This window comes from Escherichia sp. KS167_9B, from assembly GCF_030295215.1.
GTDB lineage: Bacteria > Pseudomonadota > Gammaproteobacteria > Enterobacterales > Enterobacteriaceae > Escherichia > Escherichia coli_F.
In genome coordinates, this window is the sequence record NZ_AP025754.1 from 4,663,180 (window position 1) to 4,689,894 (window position 26,715).

Below are 26,715 nucleotides of genomic sequence, written 5' to 3' on the forward strand. Positions count from 1 at the left end.
GACGAGTACCAAAAAGCGCGAAGTTCAACTATTGTTCTGTGGTGTTCTGTTGCGTGTTGACGGCAAAATTTTGCTGGCGTAACATGCGCGCACGATCACTCTAAGAGGACATTCGCCTTGGACACACCCAGTAGATACTGGCTCATTATCCTGTCATCCAGGATCAACTCCTAAGGCTATCCCTTTTTGCTGATAGCCTTAGCGGTTGTCAGCGACCTCAATTTTTCCCGTCGCGCTGAGTCAGGCTGTTTAATGGTCTGAAACCCAATTTGTTTCTGTGTGCCCACCGAACTGTCCGATATTTTAAGCATTGGGAGTCCCGGTCATGCTGAGCGCATTTCAACTGGAAAATAACCGACTGACCCGGCTGGAAGTCGAAGAGTCACAACCCCTTGTAAATGCAGTATGGATTGATCTTGTCGAACCGGATGACGACGAGCGACTGCGCGTACAATCTGAACTTGGGCAGAGCCTGGCAACCCGCCCGGAACTGGAAGACATCGAAGCATCGGCACGTTTCTTTGAAGACGATGACGGCCTGCATATTCACTCCTTCTTCTTCTTTGAAGATGCGGAAGATCACGCCGGTAACTCCACTGTGGCATTTACCATCCGTGATGGTCGTCTGTTTACTCTGCGTGAGCGTGAACTGCCCGCTTTTCGTCTGTATCGTATGCGTGCCCGTAGCCAGTCAATGGTGGACGGTAACGCCTACGAGCTGCTGCTGGATCTGTTCGAAACCAAAATCGAACAGTTGGCAGATGAAATTGAAAATATCTACAGCGACCTGGAGCAGTTGAGCCGGGTAATTATGGAAGGGCATCAGGGCGATGAGTACGACGAGGCGCTCTCCACGCTGGCGGAACTGGAAGATATCGGCTGGAAAGTTCGCCTGTGTCTGATGGATACCCAGCGCGCGCTCAACTTCCTGGTACGTAAAGCACGCTTACCGGGTGGGCAACTGGAACAGGCGCGTGAAATCCTGCGAGATATCGAATCCCTGCTGCCGCATAACGAATCCCTGTTCCAGAAGGTGAACTTCCTGATGCAGGCGGCGATGGGCTTTATCAATATCGAGCAGAACCGCATCATCAAAATCTTCTCGGTGGTATCCGTGGTGTTCCTGCCACCGACGCTGGTCGCTTCCAGCTACGGGATGAACTTTGAGTTTATGCCGGAACTGAAGTGGAGCTTCGGCTACCCAGGCGCGATTATCTTTATGATCCTCGCGGGCCTGGCACCGTATCTGTACTTTAAACGGAAGAACTGGTTGTAAAAAACGAGAGTGGTGGTTTAGCCCGGCTAAGCCACCAGTTATTCAAAGGCTCCAGGTATTTAACCCTTTTACCTCTTTCTCATAAAACCATTTGTTCGTGTTAACAGCAACATAGGCTGCTACGGCAATTCCCAAAATGTTAACGCCAATTAGTGCACCAACAAATAGAGATAGAATGCAAAGTAATAGAACTATAATTGCTTTTTTCCATAAACCCAGAACAAATAGATAGATCCAGGAACAGAAGAAAGCAATGAAATTAATTTGAATAGTTAATCGTTGTCTTACTTTTAATGCTTTAAATGCTGCTTTATATTCTGGTGTTGCCCCCCAGAATCCAGGAAAGCCATGTTGATCATAAAAACTAAAGCGATATTTCCATTTTTCACTTAATGAACCATCGTTCATATATTCCTTACTCATAAATACTCCATAACTATTGTTTTGATGAATCAGTAGGTGCAAGCATTAGCATACTGAAAGTAGAAAAATAACAAATCAAAAAAATCATCGAACCATTGCCTGAACAATCAAAATGTTCGGCTATCATTGTGATGATAGAGATGATATATACTGCTAATGTACCAAAAACATAAGTTTTTATATATATGAAACCACTATCACGGAGTCGTTGGCAATTCATGTTGATGACGAGATAATGGAGTGCGATGGTAGAGACAATAACAAGAAAACCTGCGTCCCCATCGTTAAAAAAGATAATAAGAAAGGCAAAAATGAAATTTATTAAAATAAATGAAAATATATAACGACGTCTGGAAATCTTACCGTTAGATGTTGGGATAAATATACGCAACATAAATTTTACATCCTTGTGTGAGTCTCCTGTCAGCATGACAATATGCCCACTCTCATGCAAGAGTCGGCATATTTTTTCAGAATATATTTATTTGGACGTTCTACGCTGCGTATAAATCGCATCCATCACAAAAATTGCCAGCGCCACCCAAATAAAGGCGAAGGTCACCATCTTATCGGCACCCGGTTTTTCACCATAAAACGTCACAGCCAGCAGGAACATCAGCGTCGGGCCAATATACTGAAAAAAGCCTAACGTTGAGAGACGCAGGCGTGTCGCAGCCGCAGTAAAACACAACAGCGGTACGGTAGTGACAATACCGGCGGCGATCAGCAGTAAATTCAGCGACATCGGGTTTTGCCCCAGATGGCTGGTTGAGCTGTCGGCAATAGCAAACAGGTAAATCGCCGCCACGGGCAGCAGCCACATAGTTTCGATTAACATGCCGGTTTGCGCTTCAACAGCAATCTTCTTGCGTACCAGGCCGTAGAAGGCAAAACTAAACGCCAGCCCCAGCGCGATAATCGGCAGTGAACCAAAAGTCCACAACTGAACCAACACACCACATATCGCCAGAATCACCGCCAGCCATTGCATCCGGCGGAATCGCTCGCCGAGGAAAATCATTCCCAGCACTATATTCACCAGTGGGTTAATAAAATAACCGAGGCTCGCTTCCAGCATATGGTGATTGTTCACCGCCCAGATAAACAGTAGCCAGTTGCCGCCAATCAGTACGGCAGAGACGGCCAGCATAAAAATTTTCTGTGGCGTCTGAATCAGCGTTTTTAAATAAGACCACTGGCGGCAGATGCTCATCAGCACCACCATAAAGAAAAACGACCAGATCACGCGATGCGTCAGGATCTCATCGGCGGGCACGTAGTAAATCAGCTTGAAGTACGCTGGCGCAATACCCCAAATAAAATAAGCGGCAAGAGCGAGTAATACGCCCTGCCGCGTTTGTTTGGTGTCCATTGGCAAAACTCATTTTTTATTGGTAAAAGCAGTTTACCTGCTTTTACGTTATCAACCTACCATATAGGTGGCTGTAGCGCTGGCAATATAAAGCTGTTCTTCATTGTGTAATTCAACGCGGGCGACGGCGACTTTATTGCCTGCCCGCAACAGGCTACTGGTAGCAGTAAAACGCTCGCCTCTGCCTGGGCGCAGATAATCGACGCGAAGATCAATGGTCCCCATCCGCGATAGCCGCTGGCGCAGTTCATCTTCACTGATGGTTTCGTGGCGGGTTAAGGTACTTCCCACGCACACCAGACCTGCGGCGACATCCAGCGCCGACGCAATGACCCCGCCGTGCAAAATGCTTTGCGCCCAGTTACCCACCATCATTGGCTGATTTTTAAAGGCCAGCTGTGCGAACTCTTTTTCGTAACGCTCCAGTTCCATCCCTAACGCACGGTTAAATGGCATGTGATAAACAAACATCTCACCCACTAATTTCAGGGCTTGTTCAGCGGTCAGTACGGCAGACATATCATCCTTACACTTTATTGGTTAATGAAATGTTGATTTTATGCTTCTTTTTTGTTGGTTTCTACTTTAGGAAGGGATAACTAACGGCAAAGGAGTTAAGTATGTAAAATAGCCCGCAGAAAAATATTCATCTAATCAATAATTCGTTACGGAGAACACGACCGATGCGGACTCTGCAGGGCTGGTTGTTGCCGGTGTTTATGTTGCCAATGGCAGTGTATGCGCAAGAGGCAACGGTAAAAGAGGTGCATGACGCGCCTGCGGTGCGTGGCAGTATTATTGCGAATATGCTGCAGGAGCATGACAATCCTTTCACGCTCTATCCTTATGACACCAACTACCTCATCTACACCCAAACCAGCGATCTGAATAAAGAAGCGATTGCCAGTTATGACTGGGCGGAAAATGCGCGTAAGGATGAAGTGAAATTCCAGTTGAGTCTGGCATTTCCGCTGTGGCGCGGAATATTGGGGCCAAATTCGGTGTTGGGAGCTTCTTACACGCAAAAATCCTGGTGGCAACTGTCCAATAGCGAAGAGTCTTCACCGTTTCGTGAAACCAACTACGAACCGCAATTGTTCCTTGGTTTTGCCACAGATTACCGCTTTGCTGGCTGGACGCTGCGCGATGTGGAGATGGGTTATAACCACGACTCTAACGGGCGTTCAGACCCGACTTCCCGCAGCTGGAACCGCCTTTATACCCGTCTGATGGCAGAAAACGGTAACTGGCTGGTAGAGGTGAAGCCGTGGTATGTGGTGGGGAATACTGACGATAACCCAGATATCACCAAATATATGGGTTACTACCAGCTTAAAATCGGCTATCACCTGGGTGATGCGGTGCTGAGTGCGAAAGGACAGTACAACTGGAACACCGGTTACGGTGGTGCGGAGTTAGGCTTAAGTTACCCGATCACCAGGCATGTGCGCCTTTATACCCAGGTTTACAGCGGTTATGGCGAATCGCTCATCGACTATAACTTTAACCAGACCCGTGTGGGTGTGGGGGTTATGCTAAACGACTTGTTCTAATGTGAGTTGATTGAAAGGCAAAACTGGAATCCAGCATCCAGGATTACCCTCTCAGAGACTAAAAGCATTGCAGTTTCTCGCGCAGGCGCTGAAAATAGCGCCTGTTTTTATTTCAGGCAATCGGGGTTAATGTGGCGCAGGCGGAAGTGTTGAATCTGGAGTCCGGGGCTAAACAGGTTTTACAAGAAACCTTTGGCTACCAACAGTTTCGCCCCGGCCAGGAAGAGATTATCGACACCGTACTTTCCGGTCGCGATTGCCTGGTCGTCATGCCCACTGGTGGCGGAAAATCCCTTTGCTATCAAATTCCTGCCTTACTGCTAAACGGTCTTACCGTGGTTGTTTCACCACTGATTTCGTTGATGAAAGATCAGGTGGATCAGCTACAGGCCAACGGCGTGGCGGCGGCGTGCCTTAACTCGACGCAAACCCGCGAGCAGCAGCTTGAAGTAATGACAGGCTGCCGCACCGGGCAAATCCGCCTGCTGTATATCGCGCCGGAACGCCTGATGCTGGATAACTTCCTTGAGCATCTGGCGCACTGGAATCCAGTGTTATTAGCCGTTGATGAAGCGCACTGTATCTCCCAATGGGGGCACGATTTCCGCCCGGAATACGCCGCGCTCGGTCAGCTGCGTCAGCGTTTTCCTACTCTGCCGTTTATGGCGCTAACCGCCACCGCCGACGACACCACGCGGCAGGATATCGTGCGCCTGCTGGGGCTGAACGATCCGCTGATTCAAATCAGCAGTTTTGATCGCCCGAATATTCGCTACATGCTGATGGAGAAGTTCAAACCTCTCGATCAGCTGATGCGCTACGTGCAGGAACAACGCGGTAAGTCGGGGATTATTTACTGTAATAGTCGTGCGAAAGTAGAAGACACCGCAGCGCGTCTGCAAAGCAAGGGTATCAGCGCAGCGGCTTATCACGCCGGGCTTGAAAACGATGTCCGTGCGGACGTGCAGGAAAAATTCCAGCGCGATGACCTGCAAATTGTGGTGGCGACGGTGGCGTTCGGCATGGGCATCAATAAACCAAACGTCCGCTTCGTGGTCCACTTTGATATTCCGCGCAATATCGAATCCTATTATCAGGAAACCGGACGCGCCGGGCGTGATGGCCTGCCCGCGGAAGCGATGCTGTTTTACGATCCAGCGGATATGGCGTGGCTGCGCCGTTGCCTGGAAGAGAAGCCGCAGGGGCAGTTGCAGGATATCGAACGTCATAAACTCAATGCGATGGGCGCGTTTGCCGAAGCGCAAACTTGCCGTCGTCTGGTGTTGCTGAACTATTTTGGCGAAGGGCGGCAGGAGCCGTGCGGGAACTGCGATATCTGCCTCGATCCGCCGAAACAGTACGATGGTTCAACCGATGCGCAGATTGCGCTTTCCACCATTGGTCGTGTGAATCAGCGTTTTGGTATGGGCTATGTAGTGGAAGTGATTCGCGGCGCCAATAACCAGCGAATCCGCGACTATGGTCATGACAAACTGAAAGTCTACGGCATGGGTCGCGATAAAAGCCATGAACATTGGGTCAGCGTGATCCGCCAGCTGATTCACCTCGGCCTGGTGACGCAAAATATTGCGCAGCATTCTGCCCTACAACTGACAGAGGCCGCGCGCCCGGTGTTGCGCGGCGAATCCTCTTTACAACTTGCCGTGCCGCGTATTGTGGCGCTCAAACCGAAAGCGATGCAGAAATCGTTCGGTGGCAATTACGATCGCAAACTGTTCGCCAAATTACGCAAACTGCGTAAATCCATTGCTGATGAAAGTAATGTCCCGCCGTATGTGGTGTTTAACGACGCGACCCTGATTGAGATGGCGGAACAGATGCCAATCACCGCCAGCGAAATGCTCAGCGTTAACGGCGTTGGGATGCGCAAACTGGAGCGCTTTGGCAAACCGTTTATGGCACTTATCCGTGCGCATGTCGATGGCGACGACGAAGAGTAGTCAGCGGCATAAAAAAGTGCCAGGATGAAGACTCCGTAAACGATTTCCCCGCGAGTCAATTGTATGTTGATGTTATTCCTCACCGTCGCCATGGTTCATATCGTGGCGCTTATGAGCCCCGGTCCCGATTTCTTTTTTGTCTCCCAGACTGCCGTTAGCCGTTCGCGCAAAGAAGCGATGATGGGCGTGCTGGGCATTACCTGCGGCGTAATGGTCTGGGCAGGGATCGCGTTGCTTGGCCTGCATTTGATTATCGAAAAAATGGCCTGGCTGCATACGCTGATTATGGTGGGCGGTGGCCTGTATCTCTGCTGGATGGGTTATCAGATGCTGCGTAGCGCACTGAAAAAAGAGGTCGTTTCTGCGCCTGCGCCACAGGTAGAACTGGCAAAAAGCGGGCGCAGTTTCCTGAAAGGCTTACTGACCAATCTCGCCAATCCGAAAGCGATTATCTACTTTGGTTCGGTATTCTCGCTGTTTGTCGGCGATAACGTCGGCACCACTGAGCGCTGGGGCATTTTCGCGTTGATTATTATCGAAACACTGGCGTGGTTTACCGTCGTTGCCAGCCTGTTTGCCCTGCCGCAAATGCGCCGTGGTTATCAACGTCTGGCGAAGTGGATTGATGGTTTTGCCGGGGCGTTATTTGCCGGATTTGGTATTCATTTGATTATTTCGCGTTGATGCCAGACGCGTCATCAGAGTAAGTCGGATAAGGCGTTTACGCCGCATCCGACATTATTTTTCACGCATGCCTCGCCGATGCCAACAACGCTCCTACCAGCATAAACAACGAGCCGAAAATCTTATTCAATGCCTTCATCTGTTTTGGCCCTTTTATCCATAATGCGATCCGTTGGGCGAGGGTGGCGTAACCGATCATCACAATAATATCGACCACAATAGTGGTGACGCCGAGCACGATATACTGCATCAGTTGCGGCTGCTGCGGCATGATGAATTGCGGAAAGAGCGCCGCCAGAAACACAATACTTTTGGGATTGGTGAGATTCACAAACACTGCGCGTTGGAACAAATGTCGGCGCGATTGAGTAGAGGCCAGCGATTTAAGATCAATTGCGCCAGCAGCACGCCACTGCTGGATACCCAGCCAAATCAAATAAGCTGCTCCTGCCCACTTCAACACTTCAAACGCAATCACTGAGCGGGAGAATAGCGTACCCAACCCCACACCAACCAGCACAATATGAATCGCCAGTCCGGTCTGAAGCCCAGCAATAGACGCCATCGCACCACGATAACCGTGGTTGAGCGAGGTGGTCATGGTGTTGATTGCACCAGAGCCTGGCGACAGGCTTAAAATGATTGATGTTAGCAGGTAGGCAAACCACCATTCTAAGGTCATGATGAACTCCCGGTGTGTCTATTTTTGTGCCACAATACGCTACTGTCGCAGCGTTGTGTCAGACACGCTTAAAAAAACGATTTTACGTGGTTTAAGAGGCAGATTACCCGATGTTTCAGCAGCAAAAAGACTGGGAAACAAGAGAAAACGCGTTTGCTGCTTTTACCATGGGACCGCTGACTGATTTCTGGCGTCAGCGTGATGAAGCAGAGTTTACTGGTGTAGATGACATTCCGGTGCGCTTTGTCCGTTTTCGCGCACAGCACCATGACCGGGTGATAGTCATCTGCCCGGGGCGTATTGAGAGCTACGTAAAATATGCGGAACTGGCCTACGACCTGTTCCATTTGGGGTTTGATGTCTTAATCATCGACCATCGCGGGCAGGGACGTTCCGGTCGCCTGTTAGCCGATCCGCATCTTGGGCATGTTAATCGCTTTAATGATTATGTTGATGATCTGGCGGCATTCTGGCAACAGGAGGTCCAGCCCGGTCCGTGGCGTAAGCGCTATATACTGGCACATTCGATGGGCGGTGCGATCTCCACGTTATTTCTGCAACGCCATCCAGGTGTATGTGACGCCATTGCGCTAACTGCGCCAATGTTTGGGATCGTGATTCGTATGCCGTCATTTATGGCGCGGCAGATCCTTAACTGGGCCGAAGCGCATCCCCGTTTCCGTGATGGCTATGCAATAGGCACCGGGCGCTGGCGCGCGTTGCCGTTTGCTATCAACGTACTGACCCACAGCAGACAGCGATATCGACGTAACTTACGCTTCTATGCTGATGACCCAACGATTCGCGTCGGTGGGCCGACCTACCATTGGGTACGCGAAAGTATTCTGGCTGGCGAACAGGTGTTAGCCGGTGCGGGTGATGACGCCACGCCAACGCTTCTCTTGCAGGCTGAAGAGGAACGCGTGGTGGATAACCGCATGCACGACCGTTTTTGTGAACTCCGCACCGCTGCGGGCCATCCTGTCGAAGGGGGACGACCGCTGGTAATTAAAGGTGCGTACCATGAGATCCTTTTTGAAAAGGACGCAATGCGCTCAGTCGCGCTCCACGCCATTGTTGATTTTTTCAACAGGCATAACTCACCCAGCGGAAACCGCTCTACAGAGGTTTAAATTTCTTATGTACCAGGTTGTTGCGTCTGATTTAGATGGCACGTTACTTTCTCCCGACCATACGTTATCCCCTTACGCCAAAGAAACTCTGAAGCTGCTCACCGCGCGCGGCATTAACTTTGTGTTTGCGACCGGTCGCCACCACGTTGATGTAGGGCAAATTCGCGATAATCTGGAGATTAAGTCTTACATGATTACCTCCAATGGCGCGCGTGTTCACGATCTGGATGGCAATCTGATTTTTGCTCATAACCTGGATCGCGACATTGCCAGCGATCTGTTTGGCGTGGTCAACGACAACCCGGACATCATTACTAACGTTTATCGCGACGACGAATGGTTTATGAATCGCCACCGCCCGGAAGAGATGCGCTTTTTTAAAGAAGCGGTGTTCAAATATGCGCTGTATGAGCCAGGATTACTGGAGCCGGAAGGCGTCAGCAAAGTGTTCTTCACCTGCGATTCCCATGAGCAACTGCTGCCGCTGGAGCAGGCAATCAACGCTCGTTGGGGCGATCGCGTCAACGTCAGCTTCTCTACCCTAACTTGTCTGGAAGTGATGGCGGGTGGCGTTTCAAAAGGCCATGCCCTGGAAGCGGTAGCGAAGAAACTGGGCTACAGTCTGAAAGATTGTATTGCCTTTGGTGACGGGATGAACGACGCCGAAATGCTGTCGATGGCAGGTAAAGGCTGCATTATGGGCAGTGCGCACCAGCGTCTGAAAGATCTGCATCCGGAGCTGGAAGTGATTGGTACTAATGCCGACGACGCGGTGCCGCATTATCTGCGTAAACTCTATTTATCGTAATTGTTCTTTATTTGGTCAGTTGTCAACCTGATACTTCGCTACAATGGATACTCGTTAATCAAAGAGTTTTCCATTGTGGCGCTACTTATCATCACCACGATTCTGTGGGCCTTCTCCTTTAGCTTTTATGGCGAGTACCTTGCGGGGCACGTCGATAGCTATTTTGCAGTGCTGGTGCGCGTTGGCCTGGCGGCACTCGTGTTTCTGCCGTTTCTGCGTACCCGTGGCAATAGCCTGAAAACGGTCGGTCTGTATATGCTGGTGGGCGCGATGCAGCTTGGCGTGATGTATATGCTGAGTTTTCGCGCCTATCTCTACCTGACGGTCTCCGAACTGTTGCTGTTCACCGTACTGACGCCGCTCTACATCACGCTGATTTATGACATCATGAGTAAGCGCCGTCTGCGCTGGGGCTATGCTTTTAGCGCCTTGTTGGCGGTGATTGGTGCCGGGATTATTCGCTATGATCAGGTCACTGACCATTTCTGGACCGGCCTGTTGCTGGTGCAACTCTCCAATATCACTTTTGCCATCGGCATGGTGGGCTACAAACGCCTGATGGAAACTCGCCCGATGCCGCAGCATAACGCCTTTGCGTGGTTCTATCTTGGCGCGTTCCTGGTGGCGGTGATTGCATGGTTCTTGCTGGGAAATGCGCAGAAAATGCCGCAAACCACGCTGCAATGGGGCATTCTGGTGTTTCTTGGCGTGGTGGCTTCCGGTATTGGCTACTTTATGTGGAACTACGGCGCGACTCAGGTGGACGCCGGAACGCTGGGCATTATGAATAATATGCACGTTCCGGCAGGGCTGTTGGTTAACCTGGCTATCTGGCACCAACAGCCGCACTGGCCAACGTTTATTACAGGCGCGCTGGTGATCCTGGCCTCACTGTGGGTGCATCGTAAGTGGGTCGCTCCGCGCTCTTCACAAACGGCAGATGATCGCAGGCGTGATTGCGCGCTGAACGAATAAACGCTTCCGTAATCGGCTGACGCTGCTCACCATCGCGAACGGCGGCGTACAGTCGGCTCCACAAGCCTTCGCCCAGGGTTTTGGTGACCACCAGACCCTGGCGTTCAAAACTCTCCACCACCCAGTGCGGTAGAGCAGCGATGCCCATCCGTGCGGCAACCATCTGAATCAACAACAAGGTGTTATCGACGCTTTTCAGTGACGGGCTAACGCCTGCGGGCTGAAGAAAATGCCGCCAGACATCCAGTCGGCTACGCTGCACCGGATAAATTAACAGCGTCTCGCTGGCGAGATCTTCCGGCGTGATTCGCGTTTTTGTCGCCAGTGGATGGTCAGGTGCCAACACCAGACGCACTTCATAATCGAACATCGGCGAATAATGCAGGCCACTGCGCGGCAGAATATCGGAGGTCATCACCAGATCCAGCTCACCCTGCTGCAACGCGGGCTGCGGGTCAAACGTCACGCCCGATTTAAAATCCATCTCCACCTGCGGCCAGTTCTTATGGAAATTTTCTAACGCGGGCGTCAGCCACTGAATACAGCTATGGCACTCAATGGCAATGCGCAGGCGCGTCTGCTGCGGTTCATTGCAGGCTTGCAGTGCCTGGCTGATTTGCGGCAGCACCTGATTCGCCAGTTGCAACAGGATTTCTCCCTGCGGTGTAAACCGAAGCGGCTGGCTTTTACGCACAAATAGCCGGAAGCCAAGGCGTTGTTCCAGATCGCTAAACTGGTGAGACAGGGCGGATTGCGTTTGATGCAACGTCGCCGCAGCGGCTGCGAGTGAGCCGCAGTTCCGCAACGCTTGTAGCGTTTTCAGGTGTTTTACTTCGATCATGAAAGTCCTTCACTTCGGCATGAATAATTTGCGCTTGAGGAATATACAGTAACCGCCAATTATGGATGTGTAAACATCTGGACGGCTAAATACTAAAAATTCCATAAGGGGCATATAATGACAATTCTTAATCACACCCTCGGTTTCCCTCGCGTTGGCCTGCGTCGCGAGCTGAAAAAAGCGCAAGAGAGTTATTGGGCGGGGAACTCCACGCGTGAAGAACTGCTGGCGGTAGGGCGTGAACTGCGTGCTCGTCACTGGGATCAACAAAAGCAAGCAGGTATCGACCTGCTGCCGGTGGGTGATTTTGCCTGGTACGATCATGTCCTGACCACCAGCCTGCTGCTGGGTAACGTTCCGGCGCGTCACCAGAACAAAGATGGTTCGGTAGATATCGACACCCTGTTCCGTATTGGTCGTGGACGTGCGCCGACTGGCGAACCTGCGGCGGCAGCGGAAATGACCAAATGGTTTAACACCAACTATCACTACATGGTGCCGGAGTTCGTTAAAGGCCAACAGTTCAAACTGACCTGGACGCAACTGCTGGAGGAAGTGGACGAGGCGCTGGCGCTGGGCCACAAGGTCAAGCCCGTGCTGCTGGGACCGGTTACCTACCTGTGGCTGGGTAAAGTGAAAGGTGAACAGTTTGATCGCCTGAGCCTGCTAAACGACATTCTGCCGGTTTATCAGCAAGTGTTGGCAGAACTGGCAAAACGCGGCATTGAGTGGGTACAGATCGACGAACCCGCGCTGGTGCTGGAACTGCCGCAGGCGTGGCTGGACGCCTATAAACCCGCTTACGACGCGCTCCAGGGCCAGGTGAAACTGCTGCTGACTACCTATTTTGAAGGCGTAACGCCAAATCTCGACACCATTACTGCGCTGCCTGTTCAGGGTCTGCATGTCGATCTCGTACATGGTAAAGATGACGTTGCTGAACTGCACAAGCGTCTGCCTTCTGACTGGCTGCTATCTGCTGGTCTTATCAATGGTCGTAACGTCTGGCGCGCCGATCTTACCGAGAAATATGCGCAAATTAAGGACATTGTCGGCAAACGTGATTTGTGGGTGGCATCTTCCTGCTCATTGCTGCACAGCCCTATCGACCTGAGCGTGGAAACGCGTCTTGATGCAGAAGTGAAAAGCTGGTTTGCCTTCGCCCTGCAAAAATGTCATGAACTGGCATTGCTGCGCGATGCGCTGAACAGTGGTGATACGGCAGCTCTGGCAGGGTGGAGCGCTCCGATTCAGGCGCGTCGTCACTCTACTCGTGTACATAATCCGGCAGTAGAAAAGCGTCTGTCGGCGATCACCGCCCAGGACAGTCAGCGTGCGAACGTTTATGAAGTGCGTGCTGAAGCCCAGCGTGCGCGTTTTAAACTGCCAGCCTGGCCGACCACCACGATTGGCTCTTTCCCGCAAACCACAGAAATCCGTACCCTGCGTCTGGATTTCAAAAAGGGTAATCTCGACGCCAACAACTATCGTACGGGCATTGCAGAACATATCAAGCAGGCCATTGTTGAGCAGGAACGTCTGGGTCTGGATGTGCTGGTGCATGGTGAGGCCGAGCGTAATGACATGGTGGAATACTTTGGCGAGCACCTGGATGGCTTTGTCTTTACGCAAAACGGTTGGGTACAGAGCTACGGTTCCCGCTGCGTGAAGCCACCGATTGTCATTGGTGACGTTAGCCGCCCGGCACCGATTACTGTGGAGTGGGCGAAGTATGCGCAATCGCTGACCGACAAACCGGTGAAAGGGATGCTGACTGGTCCGGTGACCATTCTCTGCTGGTCGTTCCCGCGTGAAGATGTCAGCCGTGAAACCATCGCCAAACAAATTGCGCTGGCGCTGCGTGATGAAGTGGCCGATCTGGAAGCGGCTGGAATTGGCATCATCCAGATTGATGAACCGGCGCTACGCGAAGGTTTACCGCTGCGTCGCAGCGACTGGGATGCCTATCTTCAGTGGGGCGTGGAGGCTTTCCGTATCAACGCTGCCGTAGCGAAAGATGACACGCAAATCCACACTCACATGTGTTACTGCGAGTTCAACGACATCATGGATTCGATTGCGGCGCTGGATGCTGACGTCATCACAATCGAAACCTCGCGTTCCGACATGGAGTTGCTGGAGTCGTTTGAAGAGTTTGATTATCCGAATGAAATCGGTCCTGGCGTCTATGACATTCACTCGCCAAACGTACCGAGCGTGGAATGGATTGAGTCCCTGCTGAAGAAAGCGGCAAAACGCATTCCGGCAGAGCGTCTGTGGGTCAACCCGGACTGTGGTCTGAAAACGCGCGGCTGGCCAGAAACCCGCGCGGCACTGGCGAACATGGTGCAGGCGGCGCAGAATTTGCGTCGGGGGTAAAATCCAAACCGGGTGGTAATACCACCCGGTCTTTTCTCATTACAGCGACTTCTTCCCACCATACAGCCTGAACCACTCCAGCATTCGCTGCCAGCCATCTTTCGCAGATTCGGCATGATAGCTCGGGCGATAATCGGCGTTGAATGCATGCCCGGCATCCGGGTAGACGATAATCTCTGCTTTCGCATTAGCAGCCCGCAGCGCCTGGCGCATGGTTTCAACGCTCTCCTGCGGAATGCTGTTATCCTGGCCGCCATATAAGCCGAGAACCGGAGCGTTAAGATCGGTTGCGATATCAACAGGTTGTTTCGGTGAATTCAGCGTCTTATCGCCGGTTAATTTGCCGTACCATGCCACCGCTGCTTTCAGTTGTGGATTATGCGCAGCATACAGCCAGGTGATGCGCCCACCCCAGCAAAATCCGGTGATCATTAAGCGATGAACATCGCCGCCGTTGCGTGACGCCCAACTGGCGACATGATCGAGATCGGCCAGCACCTGCGAGTCAGGCACTTTTGCTACCAGACCGCTAAGCAGCGTAGGGATATCGGCAAAATCATTCGGATCGCCTTCGCGGAAGTAAAGTTCAGGTGCGATAGCCAGATACCCCTCCAGCGCCAGACGGCGACAAATATCGCGGATATGTTCATGCACGCCAAAAATTTCCTGCACTACAATGACCACTGGTAGTAGGCCATCGCTCTGCTTTGGTCTGGCATGGTAAGCAGGCATGTTATCCCCTTGTGAAGGGATAGAGGTGATGCCTGCTACAATCGCGTCATCCGGGGTCTGAACGATGGTCGAAGCGAGAGGTGATGCAGCAGGTGCAAATCCAGATTGTTGTGTTGTTGCCATGGTATTCTCCGTACCCTTATAAAAATGTTGCGCAATGTTAACTATAGTCAGCATGCAACAAATCACATTGCCTGAATCGGCTCATCTTTTATGCAGTCATGCAGAATGAAGAGTGATTTATGTGATTCGCATCACTTTTGCTGGGTAAATTTATGCAACGCATTTGCATCAAGGTGATGAGTGTCACGAAAAAATGTTAAACCCTTCGGTAAAGTGTCTTTTTGCTTCTTCTGACTAAACCGATTCACAGAGGAGTTGTATATGTCCAAGTCTGATGTTTTTCATCTCGGCCTCACTAAAAACGATTTACAAGGGGCTACGCTTGCCATCGTCCCTGGCGACCCGGATCGTGTGGAAAAGATCGCCGCGCTGATGGATAAGCCGGTTAAGCTGGCATCTCACCGCGAATTCACCACCTGGCGTGCAGAGCTGGATGGTAAACCTGTTATCGTCTGCTCTACCGGTATCGGCGGCCCGTCTACCTCTATTGCAGTTGAAGAGCTGGCACAGCTGGGCATTCGCACCTTCCTGCGTATCGGTACAACGGGCGCTATTCAGCCGCATATTAATGTTGGCGATGTCCTGGTTACCACGGCGTCTGTTCGTCTGGATGGCGCGAGCCTGCACTTCGCACCGCTGGAATTCCCGGCTGTCGCTGATTTCGAATGTACGACCGCGCTGGTTGAGGCTGCGAAATCCATCGGCGCGACGACTCACGTTGGCGTGACGGCTTCTTCTGATACCTTCTACCCAGGTCAGGAACGTTACGATACTTACTCTGGTCGCGTAGTTCGTCACTTTAAAGGTTCTATGGAAGAGTGGCAGGCGATGGGCGTAATGAACTATGAAATGGAATCTGCAACCCTGCTGACCATGTGTGCAAGCCAGGGCCTTCGTGCCGGTATGGTGGCGGGCGTTATCGTCAATCGTACCCAACAAGAGATCCCGAATGCTGAGACGATGAAACAAACCGAAAGCCATGCGGTGAAAATCGTGGTGGAAGCGGCGCGTCGTCTGCTGAAATAAAAAACGCTCCCTGGCTTAGGGGAGCATTCCGATTGTTGTTAACGTGTGCTTTGTTCATGCCGGATGCGGCGTGATCGCCTTATCCGGCCTACAAAAGCATGCAAATTCAATATATTGCATTTCTGTGGTAGGCCTGATAAGCGCAGCGCATCAGGCAATTTAGCGTTTGTCATCAGTCTCATACTCCCCAACGTCGGGGAGCGATATCAATTACTGACGCCGTAAGCGCATAATTTTGCGTATTATTGGCGTCAGTAGCGTAAAGGCTGCCAGTGTCAGCAATGCCAGGGTTATCGGTCGGGTATACAGAAAGTCGAGTGACCCACCAGAAAGCGACAGCGCACGGCGAAAATTACTTTCCGCCATTGGCCCCATAATCAATGCCAGCACTACGGGTGATGCCGGATACCCCCCTTTTTGCATGAAATAGCCCACCACGCCTGCAATCAGCATAATGCCAACATCAAACAGGCTATTGTTCAGCGCATAAGTCCCGACCACACAAAGTGCGAGGATCATCGGCGTGAGAATATTGCCGGGGATCTTCACCACGTTACCGATGACTTTCAAAGAGAGCAGTCCAAGAACTAGCAGCATGAAGTAACAAAAGATCATGCCGACAAACAGCGTATAAACCATATCGCCGTGGTCGGTAAACATAAGTGGGCCTGGCTGCATCCCTTGTAACGTTAACGCGCCCAGCATGATGGCAGTTACCGCATCGCCTGGGATCCCCAACGTCAGCATAGGTAACAATGCGCCACCGGTGCAGCCATTCGCGCCTGCCTCACAGGAGGCCACCGCCTTAATCTCACCCTTACCAAAGTTTTCAGGCGTCTTACTGAAACGACGAGTTTCGTTATAGGCAACAAAAGCTGCAATATCTGCCCCCGCACCGGGGATCATGCCGATAAAAACCCCTAATCCTGATGAGCGCAAAATGGTTAATGCGATGCGGCGTAGTGTTTGCCAGGGCAGTAACAGACTGCCGATAGCCACCTTCGCCCCCTGACGAATTTGCTGGTTTTGCTCCATAGAGCGGAATGCTTCTGAAGCAGCAAATAAACCAATCATCACCGGGATAAATGGCACATTCATCAGCTCCACAAATCCACCTGTAAAGCGTGGAAAACCGCCCATTGGATCAAGGCCTATCGTTGCGATAAGCAATCCGCCAACCCCGGCAATCAGCCCTTTAATCAGTGACTCACCGGAAATACTGGCAATAATGCTCAGTCCGAAGGTTGCCAGGGCGAAGGACTCCGAGGCACTAAATTTCAACGCCCAACTGGCAAGTACCGGAGAGAGAAACATCAATACGATAATGCTGAGCGTTCCACCGCTAAAAGAAGAGAACGTGGCGGCACTTAACGCCAGCCCGGCTTTTCCCTGCTTCGTCAGCTCATATCCGTCAATGGCGGTGGCAGCGGCGGCAGGCGTACCGGGAATTTTGAGCAAAATTGCGGTGATAGAACCACCATACACACCACCAAAAAAGACACCGCAAATCATCAACAAGCCAGAAACAGGCTCCATGCCGTAGGTGAAAGGCAGCAAAATCGCCACACCCATGGTCGCTGTCAGGCCAGGCAGAGCGCCAATCATAATACCCAGCATCACTCCAAACGTGGCAAACAGCAGCGCCTGAGGATTACTGAGTAATGTCGAAAACCCCTGAGTTAAAAGTTCACTTTCAAACATTGCAGGCCCCTGTTATTCGAAAAATGTGCCGACAGGCAATGGCACCTGTAACGCTTCGACAAACAGCAACCAGAGGATTGCCGTTAACAGCAGCGCAATACCCGGTGTGAGTACCCATCGCCTGTAGCCCATCAATGCCATAATGACGATGAGGAAAACAGGAGTAGTAATGAGATAACCGCAGTAGCTCATTGCCACGATATAAAACGCGGTTGCCGCAATTCCTGTTGCCGTTTTCCTGAATGCCGGTTTTTCCTGTGCGTTGGCGCAAGGGACTGGTTTTGCCAGCAAAAGATCGCGTATCACAAGTAAGACAGCGAGCACAATCAGAGCGCAGGCATAGAAAGTAGGGAAGGCACTTGCACCGGGATCCGTTTCAATGGCAGTTGCTGGAAAATCAGCGGCATTAATTATCACCGCGCCAGCAACCACACAAAGTAACAGCGCCACCACCACAGTGGATGAAAGGCGCTTGCGGTGCGGTACGGCGAGTTGAGCAACAGACTGTTTTGTGTTCATCGACCGTACCTCGGGATTATTTTTTCAGGCCCAGGCGAGTCAGCAGCTCGTCAAAGTACTTTTCCTGCTCGTTGATTTGGGTCTGGAAGCTGACACCATCAAGCCATGCATAGTTGAGATTCAACTTTTGCAGCGCATCCTGGAATGCAGGCTCTTCAGCCGTCTCTTTTGCTGCCTTTGCCAGAACATCCACCACATCCTGCGGCGTTTTTTGCGACACAATCAGGCCGCGCCAGGTGCCGATGGAGAGATCAACGCCTTTCTCTTTTAACGTCGGTACGTCAGGCATGGTTTTCATATGTTCATCCGCCATCACTACCAGTGTCTTCAGCTTGCCGCCTTTCACATGATTGATAACTTCACCTGGGCTTACGGAAACCGCTTCAATATGCCCGCCTAACAGGCCTGTAATGGCAGGGGCTGCGCCGTCATATGGGACATGAGAAAACTTCACGCCCGTTTTGTCTTCCAGTGCAGCTGCCGCCAGATGCCAGATTGCTCCGGTGCCTGAGTTACCAATGCGTACTTTTCCGGGATTCGCTTTGGCGTAAGTCATAAATTCTTCATAGCTATTCCACGGTGCATCGGCACGGACGGTGATAGCAGCCGGATCCGCATTCAGACGGGCAATGGGTTTAAAGTCGCTGGTTTTAAAACGCACCATTCCGAGACTGGGAAGGGTGGTCAGTTCAACCGTGCCTAAACCCATTTTGTAACCGTTAGGGCGGGCAGCGGCGATTTCACTCAGGCCGATAGCGCCGCCACCGCCAGGTTTATTGATAACCCCGATGCTGACGGGCAAATGGTTTTTGGCGGCATCAGCAAAGGCACGGGCAACCAGATCCGTACCGCCTCCGGCCGCGTAGGGTACGACTAACTCGATCTGTTTGGTTGGCCAGGAGGCCGCCTGCACAGGCGCAGTGCTGAGGGCAGCGCCGGCAAGAAGTACCATTGCAGCCATTTTTTTCGGTAAGGTAAGATGTTTTATCATTGCTTTTATATCCTTATTTATCAGTTATTTGCTATTTAAATTGTTCCATGCGTTCATAAACAGTACTGCATTTTCATAGACTTGCTCTGGCGTCATGCCGGGGCGATATAGCGCAGAACCGAGGCCAAAGCCGTTTGCGCCGTGGCTCAGATAACGCGCCATTGTGTCTGGAGTGATACCGCCAACCGGTAACATCGGAACGGATTGTGGAATAACCGCACGCCAGGCTTTGGTGACTTCAGGCGTAATTTGTTCAGCCGGGAACAGCTTGATGGCATTGGCGCCATGTTCAATGGCAGCAAAAGCTTCGGTGGGCGTAGCGACGCCAGGCGCACAATACATACCCAGCGCACGGGCACGACGGATCACCGCAGTATCGCAATGCGGCATTACGATAATCTGGCCTCCAGCCTCTTTAACCGCGACGACTTGCTCCACCGAAAGCACAGTTCCGGCTCCGACCAGGCAGTCCTTAGGCAGGGCGTCGCGCAGTAAACTGATACTTTGCAACGGCTCCGGCGAGTTCATGGGAATCTCAATCAGGCGAAATCCAGCGGCATACAGCTTTTCACCGATGGCGACAATCTCATCCGGTTTCACGCCGCGTAAAATGGCGACTAACCCGGTTTTTTGCAAAAGCGTATTAAATGGCATGAGTACATTCCCTGGCGTTGGTGGAGAGTAGCCCGGCAGCGTGGGCGATCCGCCATAACCCCTGTTCAGTGGCATTAGGAATGGCGTGTAGCTGTCTGTCGGGAAAAACGTGGCTGAATGCTTGTGAATAGCGGCTGTTCAGAGTGGCGCTACCGATTAAGGCGATCGGTGTTGTGGCGGGTAAATCACGTAGCAAACTGGATGCCAGACCGCATAATTCATGGCCTATCAGTAATCCTGAAAGGTAATCCCCCTGCGAGGACGGCGTAAGATTACTGGTCAGCAGGCGCGAACGGGTCGAAAACAGCGTCGATAATAATCCGGTCTGATGATGCTCTTGTGCTGATTTCAGCCCATGGGTGAAGGCATCCCAGTGCGGTTCATCTCCCGAACGCATGGTGGCACCGAGAATCGAATGGCGGGATAAAACATCAAATAACTCGCCTGTCATAAAGGTTCGGAAATCGGTAATGGTGTTGTTTTCAACTACCGCCCATTTCGCATGTGTGCCAGGTAAGCCAATCAGCACAGGCATACCCTGGCGGATCGCGTTTTGCAGGGCCGGTTCCATCGAGATAGCACCGAAGATTTGTGTCTCTTCGCCACGCATCACTTCGGGCATTTCACCTTCTTTAATCACGCCGGGAATGATGTGCAGCATTGTCTGCTGCTGGTAGATAACAGGCGTCAACTGCTTTGCCAGACCCTCGAGAGTGACCGGGCAAGGTAAATAAGCTGCGGGTTGCCACCCTTGCGCACTGCCGATCATGCCGCAAGCCAGAACCGGGCATTGGGATTGTGCCAGCCAGTCGCCGCAGACACGTAAAAACGTATCGTGGAAAGCGTCCTCACGTGTTGCTGCCTGGGAGGGTAATTTCATGATCCCCCACGGGAATTCACGTTTTTCTTGTGGATTGGGTGAGTCGCCAAAACGCCATGCCCGAAGCGATGACGTTCCCCAGTCCAGGGCAATAAATGAGGTGTTTCCCGACATTAGCCGTTTCCTTTAGTCATGGTTTATTTATTTTTGTGGACGTGCTTACCCCAGCCCAGTTCAGCGGATATCTCTTCTGCACAGGATTTGACGTAAGGTGCCAGTTCTTCCAGACGCGCCAGTGACATATACGTAGTGGTACTGGCGACAGAAATAGCCGCCACAATTTCATCCCGGGCGTTGTAAACCGGCGCTGCAACGCAACGGATAGTCGGCTCGTTCTCTTCCAGATCAAAAGCAAAACCACTGGCGGCATAACGACGCATGTTCTGAATAAATGTGCCCAGTTTTGTTTCATCACCACAGGTCTTAAACAGCGTGCGCCACTCTTCTTCTGTTCGGTTGAGGATCAATGCCTTGCCGATGCCGGTGATTGCCAGTGGCATGCGATGGCCTGGGCGTGAGCGCATTTCCAGCCCACGCTGACTGTTGATCTTCTCCAGATACAGCACTTCGCCGCCTTCAACGATCCCCAGATGCACGGTGTCCAGGGTGTAACGGGCCAGACGCTGCAAAACGGGCAGCGCAACTTCGTACAGCGAGGTGCTTTCCAGTGCTCTGGCACCGAATTCGATCAGTTTGGCGCCCAGTTGGTAGCCCTGCGTTGGGACGTGGCGCAGGTAGCGTTGTTCCACCAGAACGGTGACTAAACGATGGGTTGTGCTCCGGGTCGTGCCGGTGAACTCGCCGATACTTTTCAGGTCATGGCAGCCGTTATAAACAGCATTAAGAACCGCCAGCCCGCGTAATAACGTTTGTGCGCCAGCGGTGGTTGAAGAGGTATCTGCCATACGTTTCTCCTGATGATATTGCTGAAGTGTTCCACATAATGACGTGGGGAAAAGGTGATATATCCCACAATATAAACTACGTCTCATATTGTGGGATAAAATAATAAAAATTAAGGATCGTTTTGCGTAGCGCCTCGCAGGAAACTTCTTTCAAACTGGACGTTTGTACAGCACAATTCTATTTTGTGCGGGTAAGTAATGAGGCTGGAGGCGTTGTGGATATCTCAATCATGGTTTACGCAGTTATTGCGTTGGTGAGCGTGGCGATTGGCTGGCTGATTGCCAGTTATCAGCATGCGCAGCAAAAAGCCGAGCAATTCGCTGAACGTGAAGAGATGGTCGCGGAGTTAAGTGCGGCAAAACAACAAATTACCCAAAGCGAACATTGGCGTGCTGAGTGCGAGTTACTCAATAATGAAGTGCGCAGTCTGCAAAGCATTAACACCTCGCTGGAGGCGGATCTGCGTGAGGTCACCACGCGAATGGAGGCCGTACAGCAACATGCTGACGATAAAATTCGCCAAATGATCAACAGCGAACAGCGCCTCAGTGAGCAGTTTGAAAACCTCGCCAACCGTATTTTCGAGCACAGCAATCGCCGGGTTGATGAGCAAAACCGTCAGAGTCTGAACAGCCTGTTGTCGCCACTACGTGAACAACTGGACGGTTTTCGTCGTCAGGTTCAGGACAGTTTCGGTAAAGAAGCACAAGAACGCCATACCCTGACTCACGAAATACGCAATCTCCAGCAGCTCAACGCGCAAATGGCCCAGGAAGCGATCAACCTGACGCGTGCGCTGAAAGGCGACAATAAAACCCAGGGCAACTGGGGCGAGGTAGTATTGACGCGTGTGCTGGAGGCTTCCGGTCTGCGTGAAGGGTATGAATATGAAACCCAGGTCAGCATCGAAAATGACGCCCGCTCGCGGATGCAGCCGGATGTCATCGTGCGGCTGCCGCAGGGCAAAGATGTGGTGATCGACGCAAAAATGACGCTGGTCGCCTATGAACGCTATTTCAACGCAGAAGACGACTACACCCGCGAAAGCGCGCTACAGGAACATATCGCGTCGGTGCGTAACCATATCCGTTTGCTGGGACGCAAAGATTATCAACAGCTGCCGGGGCTGCGAACCCTGGATTACGTGCTGATGTTTATTCCCGTTGAACCCGCTTTTTTACTGGCGCTTGACCGCCAGCCGGAGCTGATCACCGAAGCGTTGAAAAACAATATCATGCTGGTTAGCCCGACCACGCTGCTGGTGGCGCTGCGCACTATCGCCAACCTCTGGCGCTATGAGCATCAAAGTCGTAACGCCCAGAAAATAGCCGATCGCGCCAGCAAGTTGTACGACAAAATGCGCTTGTTTGTCGATGATATGTCCGCGATTGGTCAAAGTCTGGACAAAGCACAGGACAACTATCGTCAGGCAATGAAAAAACTCTCTTCAGGTCGCGGAAATGTGCTGGCGCAAGCAGAAGCGTTTCGCGGTTTAGGGGTAGAAATTAAACGCGAGATTAATCCGGATTTGGCTGAACAAGCGGTGAGCCAGGATGAAGAGTATCGACTGCGGTCGGTTCCGGAGCAGCCGAATGATGAAGCTTATCAACGCGATGATGAATATAATCAGCAGTCGCGCTAGCCCATTGGGGGTAGTTAAGCCGGGTAGAAATCTAGGGCATCGACGCCCAATCTGTTACACTTCTGGAACAATTTTTTGATGAGCAGGCATTGAGATGGTGGATAAGTCACAAGAAACGACGCACTTTGGTTTTCAGACCGTCGCGAAGGAACAAAAAGCGGATATGGTCGCTCACGTTTTCCATTCCGTGGCATCGAAATACGATGTCATGAATGATTTGATGTCTTTTGGCATACATCGTTTGTGGAAACGCTTCACGATTGATTGCAGCGGCGTACGCCGTGGGCAGACCGTGCTGGATCTGGCAGGCGGTACTGGCGACCTGACAGCGAAATTCTCCCGCCTGGTGGGTGAAACTGGCAAAGTGGTCCTTGCTGATATCAATGAATCCATGCTCAAAATGGGCCGCGAGAAGCTGCGTAATATTGGTGTGATTGGCAACGTTGAGTATGTTCAGGCGAACGCTGAGGCGCTGCCGTTCCCGGATAACACCTTTGATTGCATCACCATTTCGTTTGGTCTGCGTAACGTCACTGACAAAGATAAAGCTCTGCGTTCAATGTATCGCGTTCTGAAACCTGGCGGCCGACTGCTGGTGCTTGAGTTCTCGAAGCCGATTATCGAGCCGTTAAGTAAGGCCTATGACGCTTACTCCTTCCATGTGCTGCCGCGTATTGGCTCACTGGTCGCGAACGACGCTGACAGCTACCGTTATCTTGCTGAATCTATCCGCATGCATCCCGATCAGGACACCCTGAAAGCTATGATGCAGGATGCTGGATTCGAAAGTGTCGACTATTACAACCTGACGGCAGGGGTTGTGGCGCTGCATCGTGGTTATAAGTTCTGACAGGAGACCGGAAATGCCTTTTAAACCTTTAGTGACGGCAGGAATTGAAAGTCTGCTCAACACCTTCCTGTATCGTTCACCCGCGCTGAAAACGGCCCGCTCGCGTCTGCTGGGTAAAGTTTTGCGCGTGGAGGTAAAAGGCTTTTCGACGTCATTGATTCTGGTGTTCAGCGAACGCCAGGTCGATGTGCTGGGCGAATGGGCAGGAGATGCTGACTGCACCGTTATCGCCTACGCCAGCGTGTTGCCGAAACTTCGCGATCGCCAGCAGCTTGCTGCGTTAATTCGCAGCGGTGAGCTGGAAGTACAGGGCGATATTCAGGTGGTGCAAAACTTCGTTGCGCTGGCAGATCTGGCAGAGTTCGACCCTGCGGAACTGCTGGCCCCTTATACCGGTGATATCGCCGCTGAAGGTATCAGCAAAGCCCTGCGTGGAGGCGCAAAGCTCCTGCATCACGGTATTAAACGCCAGCAACGTTATGTGGCGGAAGCCATTACTGAAGAGTGGCGTATGGCACCTGGTCCACTTGAAGTGGCCTGGTTTGCGGAAGAGACGGCTGCCGTCGAGCGTGCTGTTGATGCCCTGACCAAACGGCTGGAAAAACTGGAGGCTAAATGACGCCAGGTGAAGTACGGCGCCTATATTTCATCATTCGCACTTTTTTAAGCTACGGACTTGATGAACTGATCCCTAAAATGCGTATCACCCTGCCGTTACGACTATGGCGATACTCATTATTCTGGATGCCAAATCGGCATAAAGACAAACCTTTAGGTGAGCGACTACGACTGGCTCTGCAAGAACTGGGGCCAGTGTGGATCAAGTTCGGGCAGATGCTGTCTACCCGCCGCGACCTTTTTCCTCCGCATATTGCCGATCAGCTGGCGTTATTGCAGGACAAAGTTGCTCCGTTTGATGGCAAGCTGGCAAAGCAACAGATTGAAGCTGCAATGGGCGGTTTGCCGGTAGAAGCGTGGTTTGACGATTTTGAAATCAAGCCGCTGGCGTCGGCTTCTATCGCCCAGGTTCATACCGCGCGATTGAAATCGAATGGTAAAGAGGTGGTGATTAAAGTCATCCGCCCGGATATTTTGCCGGTCATTAAAGCGGATCTGAAACTTATCTACCGTCTGGCTCGCTGGGTGCCGCGTTTGCTGCCGGATGGTCGCCGTCTGCGCCCAACCGAAGTGGTGCGCGAGTACGAAAAGACATTGATTGATGAACTGAATTTGCTGCGGGAATCCGCCAACGCCATTCAGCTTCGGCGCAATTTTGAAGACAGCCCGATGCTCTACATCCCGGAAGTTTACCCTGACTATTGTAGTGAAGGGATGATGGTGATGGAGCGCATTTACGGCATTCCGGTTTCAGATGTCGCAGCGCTGGAGAAAAACGGCACTAACATGAAATTGCTGGCAGAACGCGGCGTGCAGGTGTTCTTCACTCAGGTCTTTCGTGACAGCTTTTTCCATGCCGATATGCACCCTGGCAACATCTTTGTAAGCTATGAACACCCAGAAAACCCGAAATATATCGGCATTGATTGCGGGATTGTTGGCTCGCTAAACAAAGAAGATAAACGCTATCTGGCGGAAAACTTTATCGCCTTCTTTAATCGCGATTATCGCAAAGTGGCAGAGCTACACGTCGATTCAGGCTGGGTGCCGCCAGATACCAATGTTGAAGAGTTCGAATTTGCCATTCGTACGGTCTGTGAACCTATCTTTGAGAAACCGCTGGCCGAAATTTCGTTTGGACATGTACTGTTAAATCTGTTTAATACGGCGCGTCGCTTCAATATGGAAGTGCAGCCGCAACTGGTGTTACTCCAGAAAACCCTGCTCTACGTCGAAGGGGTAGGACGCCAGCTTTATCCGCAGCTCGATTTATGGAAAACGGCGAAGCCTTTCCTGGAGTCGTGGATTAAAGATCAGGTCGGTATTCCTGCGCTGGTGAGAGCATTTAAAGAAAAAGCGCCGTTCTGGGTCGAAAAAATGCCAGAACTGCCTGAATTGGTTTACGACAGTTTGCGCCAGGGCAAGTATTTACAGCACAGTGTTGATAAGATTGCCCGCGAGCTTCAGTCAAATCATGTACGTCAGGGACAATCGCGTTATTTTCTCGGAATTGGCGCTACGTTAGTATTAAGTGGCACATTCTTGTTGGTCAGCCGTCCTGAATGGGGGTTGATGCCCGGCTGGTTAATGGCAGGTGGTCTGATCGCCTGGTTTGTCGGTTGGCGCAAAACACGCTGATTTTTTCATCGCTCAAGGCGGGCCGTGTAACGTATAATGCGGCCTTGTTTAATCATCATCTACCACAGAGGAACATGTATGGGTGGTATCAGTATTTGGCAGTTATTGATTATTGCCGTCATCGTTGTACTGCTTTTTGGCACCAAAAAGCTCGGCTCCATCGGTTCCGATCTTGGTGCGTCGATCAAAGGCTTTAAAAAAGCAATGAGCGATGATGAACCAAAGCAGGATAAAACCAGTCAGGATGCTGATTTTACTGCGAAAACTATCGCCGATAAGCAGGCGGATACGAATCAGGAACAGGCTAAAACAGAAGACGCAAAGCGCCACGATAAAGAGCAGGTGTAA

28 protein-coding genes are annotated in these 26,715 nt (G+C 51.6%); 15 read left to right on the forward strand and 13 right to left on the reverse strand.

The annotated features are described in order from the left end of the window. Window positions 1-117: 117 nt before the first annotated feature. Both ysgD and corA read left to right on the forward strand, forming a co-directional pair. The gene (gene ysgD / locus QUE34_RS23330; RefSeq protein WP_212723238.1) at window positions 118-174 is read left to right on the forward strand and encodes a YsgD/CorL family protein; all 57 of its coding nucleotides are present in this window, start codon (window positions 118-120) and stop codon (window positions 172-174) included. 151 nt (window positions 175-325) lie between these two features. Then, a complete protein-coding gene (gene corA, locus QUE34_RS23335; RefSeq protein WP_000947159.1) occupies window positions 326-1,276 on the forward strand; it encodes a magnesium/cobalt transporter CorA in 951 nt (316 codons plus the stop codon). Between the two features lie 42 nt (window positions 1,277-1,318). Here the strand turns inward: corA and QUE34_RS23340 are convergent, their stop codons facing one another. From QUE34_RS23340 to yigI, 4 genes are all read right to left on the reverse strand, one after another. After that, window positions 1,319-1,699 (reverse strand): DUF2628 domain-containing protein, encoded by a 381-nt coding sequence (locus tag QUE34_RS23340; protein WP_000032590.1) that lies wholly within the window; start codon window positions 1,697-1,699, stop codon window positions 1,319-1,321. 13 nt (window positions 1,700-1,712) lie between these two features. Beyond that, the gene (gene yigG, locus QUE34_RS23345; RefSeq protein WP_021521448.1) at window positions 1,713-2,093 is read right to left on the reverse strand and encodes a protein YigG; all 381 of its coding nucleotides are present in this window, start codon (window positions 2,091-2,093) and stop codon (window positions 1,713-1,715) included. A gap of 87 nt (window positions 2,094-2,180) precedes the next feature. Continuing rightward, window positions 2,181-3,071, reverse strand: coding sequence for an EamA family transporter RarD (gene rarD, locus QUE34_RS23350; protein WP_032304164.1), 891 nt, complete (start codon window positions 3,069-3,071; stop codon window positions 2,181-2,183). A 51-nt stretch (window positions 3,072-3,122) separates the two neighbouring features. Beyond that, window positions 3,123-3,590: an acyl-CoA thioesterase YigI gene (yigI, locus tag QUE34_RS23355; RefSeq protein ID WP_001277142.1), complete on the reverse strand. Its 468-nt coding sequence runs from the start codon at window positions 3,588-3,590 to the stop codon at window positions 3,123-3,125. A gap of 164 nt (window positions 3,591-3,754) precedes the next feature. Between yigI and pldA the strand changes: the two genes are divergently transcribed. The 3 genes from pldA (at window position 3,755) to rhtC (ending at window position 7,269) form a co-directional block, all read left to right on the forward strand. Further along, window positions 3,755-4,624 carry a phospholipase A gene (gene pldA, locus QUE34_RS23360; RefSeq protein ID WP_001259701.1) on the forward strand — a complete coding sequence of 290 codons (870 nt, stop codon included), beginning with the start codon at window positions 3,755-3,757 and terminating at the stop codon, window positions 4,622-4,624. Between the two features lie 131 nt (window positions 4,625-4,755). Next, window positions 4,756-6,585 (forward strand): ATP-dependent DNA helicase RecQ, encoded by a 1,830-nt coding sequence (gene recQ / locus QUE34_RS23365; RefSeq protein ID WP_000035580.1) that lies wholly within the window; start codon window positions 4,756-4,758, stop codon window positions 6,583-6,585. Window positions 6,586-6,648: 63 nt separating this feature from the next. Beyond that, window positions 6,649-7,269, forward strand: coding sequence for a threonine export protein RhtC (gene rhtC / locus QUE34_RS23370; protein ID WP_000928844.1), 621 nt, complete (start codon window positions 6,649-6,651; stop codon window positions 7,267-7,269). 61 nt (window positions 7,270-7,330) lie between these two features. Here rhtC and rhtB read toward each other — a convergent pair whose 3' ends face one another. Beyond that, window positions 7,331-7,951 carry a homoserine/homoserine lactone efflux protein gene (gene rhtB, locus QUE34_RS23375; protein WP_000171696.1) on the reverse strand — a complete coding sequence of 207 codons (621 nt, stop codon included), beginning with the start codon at window positions 7,949-7,951 and terminating at the stop codon, window positions 7,331-7,333. 110 nt (window positions 7,952-8,061) lie between these two features. On the opposite strand from rhtB, the gene pldB reads away from it, so the two are divergent. From pldB to bioP, 3 genes are all read left to right on the forward strand, one after another. Continuing rightward, window positions 8,062-9,084 (forward strand): lysophospholipase L2, encoded by a 1,023-nt coding sequence (pldB, locus tag QUE34_RS23380; protein WP_000487644.1) that lies wholly within the window; start codon window positions 8,062-8,064, stop codon window positions 9,082-9,084. A 7-nt stretch (window positions 9,085-9,091) separates the two neighbouring features. Beyond that, on the forward strand, window positions 9,092-9,892 hold the full coding sequence (yigL, locus tag QUE34_RS23385) for a sugar/pyridoxal phosphate phosphatase YigL (RefSeq protein ID WP_000285352.1): 801 nt from the start codon (window positions 9,092-9,094) through the stop codon (window positions 9,890-9,892). 75 nt (window positions 9,893-9,967) lie between these two features. After that, window positions 9,968-10,867, forward strand: a complete 900-nt coding sequence (gene bioP, locus QUE34_RS23390) for a biotin transporter (RefSeq protein ID WP_001196237.1) — start codon at window positions 9,968-9,970, stop codon at window positions 10,865-10,867. On the opposite strand, the gene metR is transcribed toward bioP, so the two are convergent. After that, entirely contained in the window at window positions 10,755-11,708 is a 954-nt protein-coding gene (gene metR / locus QUE34_RS23395; RefSeq protein WP_000573627.1) for an HTH-type transcriptional regulator MetR, read from the reverse strand. The genes bioP and metR overlap by 113 nt on opposite strands. Before the next feature lie 117 nt (window positions 11,709-11,825). Between metR and metE the strand changes: the two genes are divergently transcribed. Continuing rightward, entirely contained in the window at window positions 11,826-14,087 is a 2,262-nt protein-coding gene (gene metE, locus QUE34_RS23400) for a 5-methyltetrahydropteroyltriglutamate--homocysteine S-methyltransferase (protein ID WP_032304166.1), read from the forward strand. Window positions 14,088-14,126: 39 nt separating this feature from the next. Here the strand turns inward: metE and QUE34_RS23405 are convergent, their stop codons facing one another. After that, on the reverse strand, window positions 14,127-14,942 hold the full coding sequence (locus QUE34_RS23405; protein WP_024256973.1) for a dienelactone hydrolase family protein: 816 nt from the start codon (window positions 14,940-14,942) through the stop codon (window positions 14,127-14,129). Window positions 14,943-15,203: 261 nt separating this feature from the next. On the opposite strand from QUE34_RS23405, the gene udp reads away from it, so the two are divergent. Next, window positions 15,204-15,968, forward strand: a complete 765-nt coding sequence (udp, locus tag QUE34_RS23410) for a uridine phosphorylase (RefSeq protein ID WP_000045178.1) — start codon at window positions 15,204-15,206, stop codon at window positions 15,966-15,968. Window positions 15,969-16,178: 210 nt separating this feature from the next. On the opposite strand, the gene QUE34_RS23415 is transcribed toward udp, so the two are convergent. The 6 genes from QUE34_RS23415 to QUE34_RS23440 are packed head-to-tail and all read right to left on the reverse strand — an operon-like array spanning window position 16,179 to window position 21,618. Further along, the gene (locus tag QUE34_RS23415; RefSeq protein WP_000463035.1) at window positions 16,179-17,669 is read right to left on the reverse strand and encodes a tripartite tricarboxylate transporter permease; all 1,491 of its coding nucleotides are present in this window, start codon (window positions 17,667-17,669) and stop codon (window positions 16,179-16,181) included. A gap of 12 nt (window positions 17,670-17,681) precedes the next feature. Next, window positions 17,682-18,188 carry a tripartite tricarboxylate transporter TctB family protein gene (locus QUE34_RS23420; protein WP_001093397.1) on the reverse strand — a complete coding sequence of 169 codons (507 nt, stop codon included), beginning with the start codon at window positions 18,186-18,188 and terminating at the stop codon, window positions 17,682-17,684. Window positions 18,189-18,204: 16 nt separating this feature from the next. Next, window positions 18,205-19,179 (reverse strand): Bug family tripartite tricarboxylate transporter substrate binding protein, encoded by a 975-nt coding sequence (locus QUE34_RS23425; RefSeq protein WP_105268710.1) that lies wholly within the window; start codon window positions 19,177-19,179, stop codon window positions 18,205-18,207. A 24-nt stretch (window positions 19,180-19,203) separates the two neighbouring features. Next, the gene (locus tag QUE34_RS23430) at window positions 19,204-19,833 is read right to left on the reverse strand and encodes a 2-dehydro-3-deoxy-6-phosphogalactonate aldolase (RefSeq protein ID WP_001116474.1); all 630 of its coding nucleotides are present in this window, start codon (window positions 19,831-19,833) and stop codon (window positions 19,204-19,206) included. Continuing rightward, entirely contained in the window at window positions 19,823-20,827 is a 1,005-nt protein-coding gene (locus tag QUE34_RS23435) for a 2-dehydro-3-deoxygalactonokinase (RefSeq protein ID WP_032304168.1), read from the reverse strand. The genes QUE34_RS23430 and QUE34_RS23435 overlap by 11 nt, the downstream gene beginning before the upstream one ends. 23 nt (window positions 20,828-20,850) lie before the next feature. Further along, window positions 20,851-21,618, reverse strand: a complete 768-nt coding sequence (locus QUE34_RS23440; RefSeq protein ID WP_032304169.1) for an IclR family transcriptional regulator — start codon at window positions 21,616-21,618, stop codon at window positions 20,851-20,853. A 215-nt stretch (window positions 21,619-21,833) separates the two neighbouring features. Between QUE34_RS23440 and rmuC the strand changes: the two genes are divergently transcribed. The 5 genes from rmuC to tatA all read left to right on the forward strand — a co-directional run bounded on the left by rmuC (window position 21,834) and on the right by tatA (window position 26,715). Continuing rightward, window positions 21,834-23,261, forward strand: coding sequence for a DNA recombination protein RmuC (rmuC, locus tag QUE34_RS23445; RefSeq protein ID WP_032185577.1), 1,428 nt, complete (start codon window positions 21,834-21,836; stop codon window positions 23,259-23,261). 94 nt (window positions 23,262-23,355) lie between these two features. After that, window positions 23,356-24,111: a bifunctional demethylmenaquinone methyltransferase/2-methoxy-6-polyprenyl-1,4-benzoquinol methylase UbiE gene (gene ubiE, locus QUE34_RS23450; RefSeq protein ID WP_000227958.1), complete on the forward strand. Its 756-nt coding sequence runs from the start codon at window positions 23,356-23,358 to the stop codon at window positions 24,109-24,111. A gap of 13 nt (window positions 24,112-24,124) precedes the next feature. Continuing rightward, the gene (gene ubiJ / locus QUE34_RS23455) at window positions 24,125-24,730 is read left to right on the forward strand and encodes a ubiquinone biosynthesis protein UbiJ (RefSeq protein ID WP_001355388.1); all 606 of its coding nucleotides are present in this window, start codon (window positions 24,125-24,127) and stop codon (window positions 24,728-24,730) included. Continuing rightward, the gene (gene ubiB / locus QUE34_RS23460) at window positions 24,727-26,367 is read left to right on the forward strand and encodes a ubiquinone biosynthesis regulatory protein kinase UbiB (RefSeq protein WP_000187543.1); all 1,641 of its coding nucleotides are present in this window, start codon (window positions 24,727-24,729) and stop codon (window positions 26,365-26,367) included. Before ubiJ ends, ubiB begins: the two co-directional genes overlap by 4 nt. 78 nt (window positions 26,368-26,445) lie before the next feature. Next, window positions 26,446-26,715: a Sec-independent protein translocase subunit TatA gene (gene tatA / locus QUE34_RS23465; protein ID WP_001295260.1), complete on the forward strand. Its 270-nt coding sequence runs from the start codon at window positions 26,446-26,448 to the stop codon at window positions 26,713-26,715.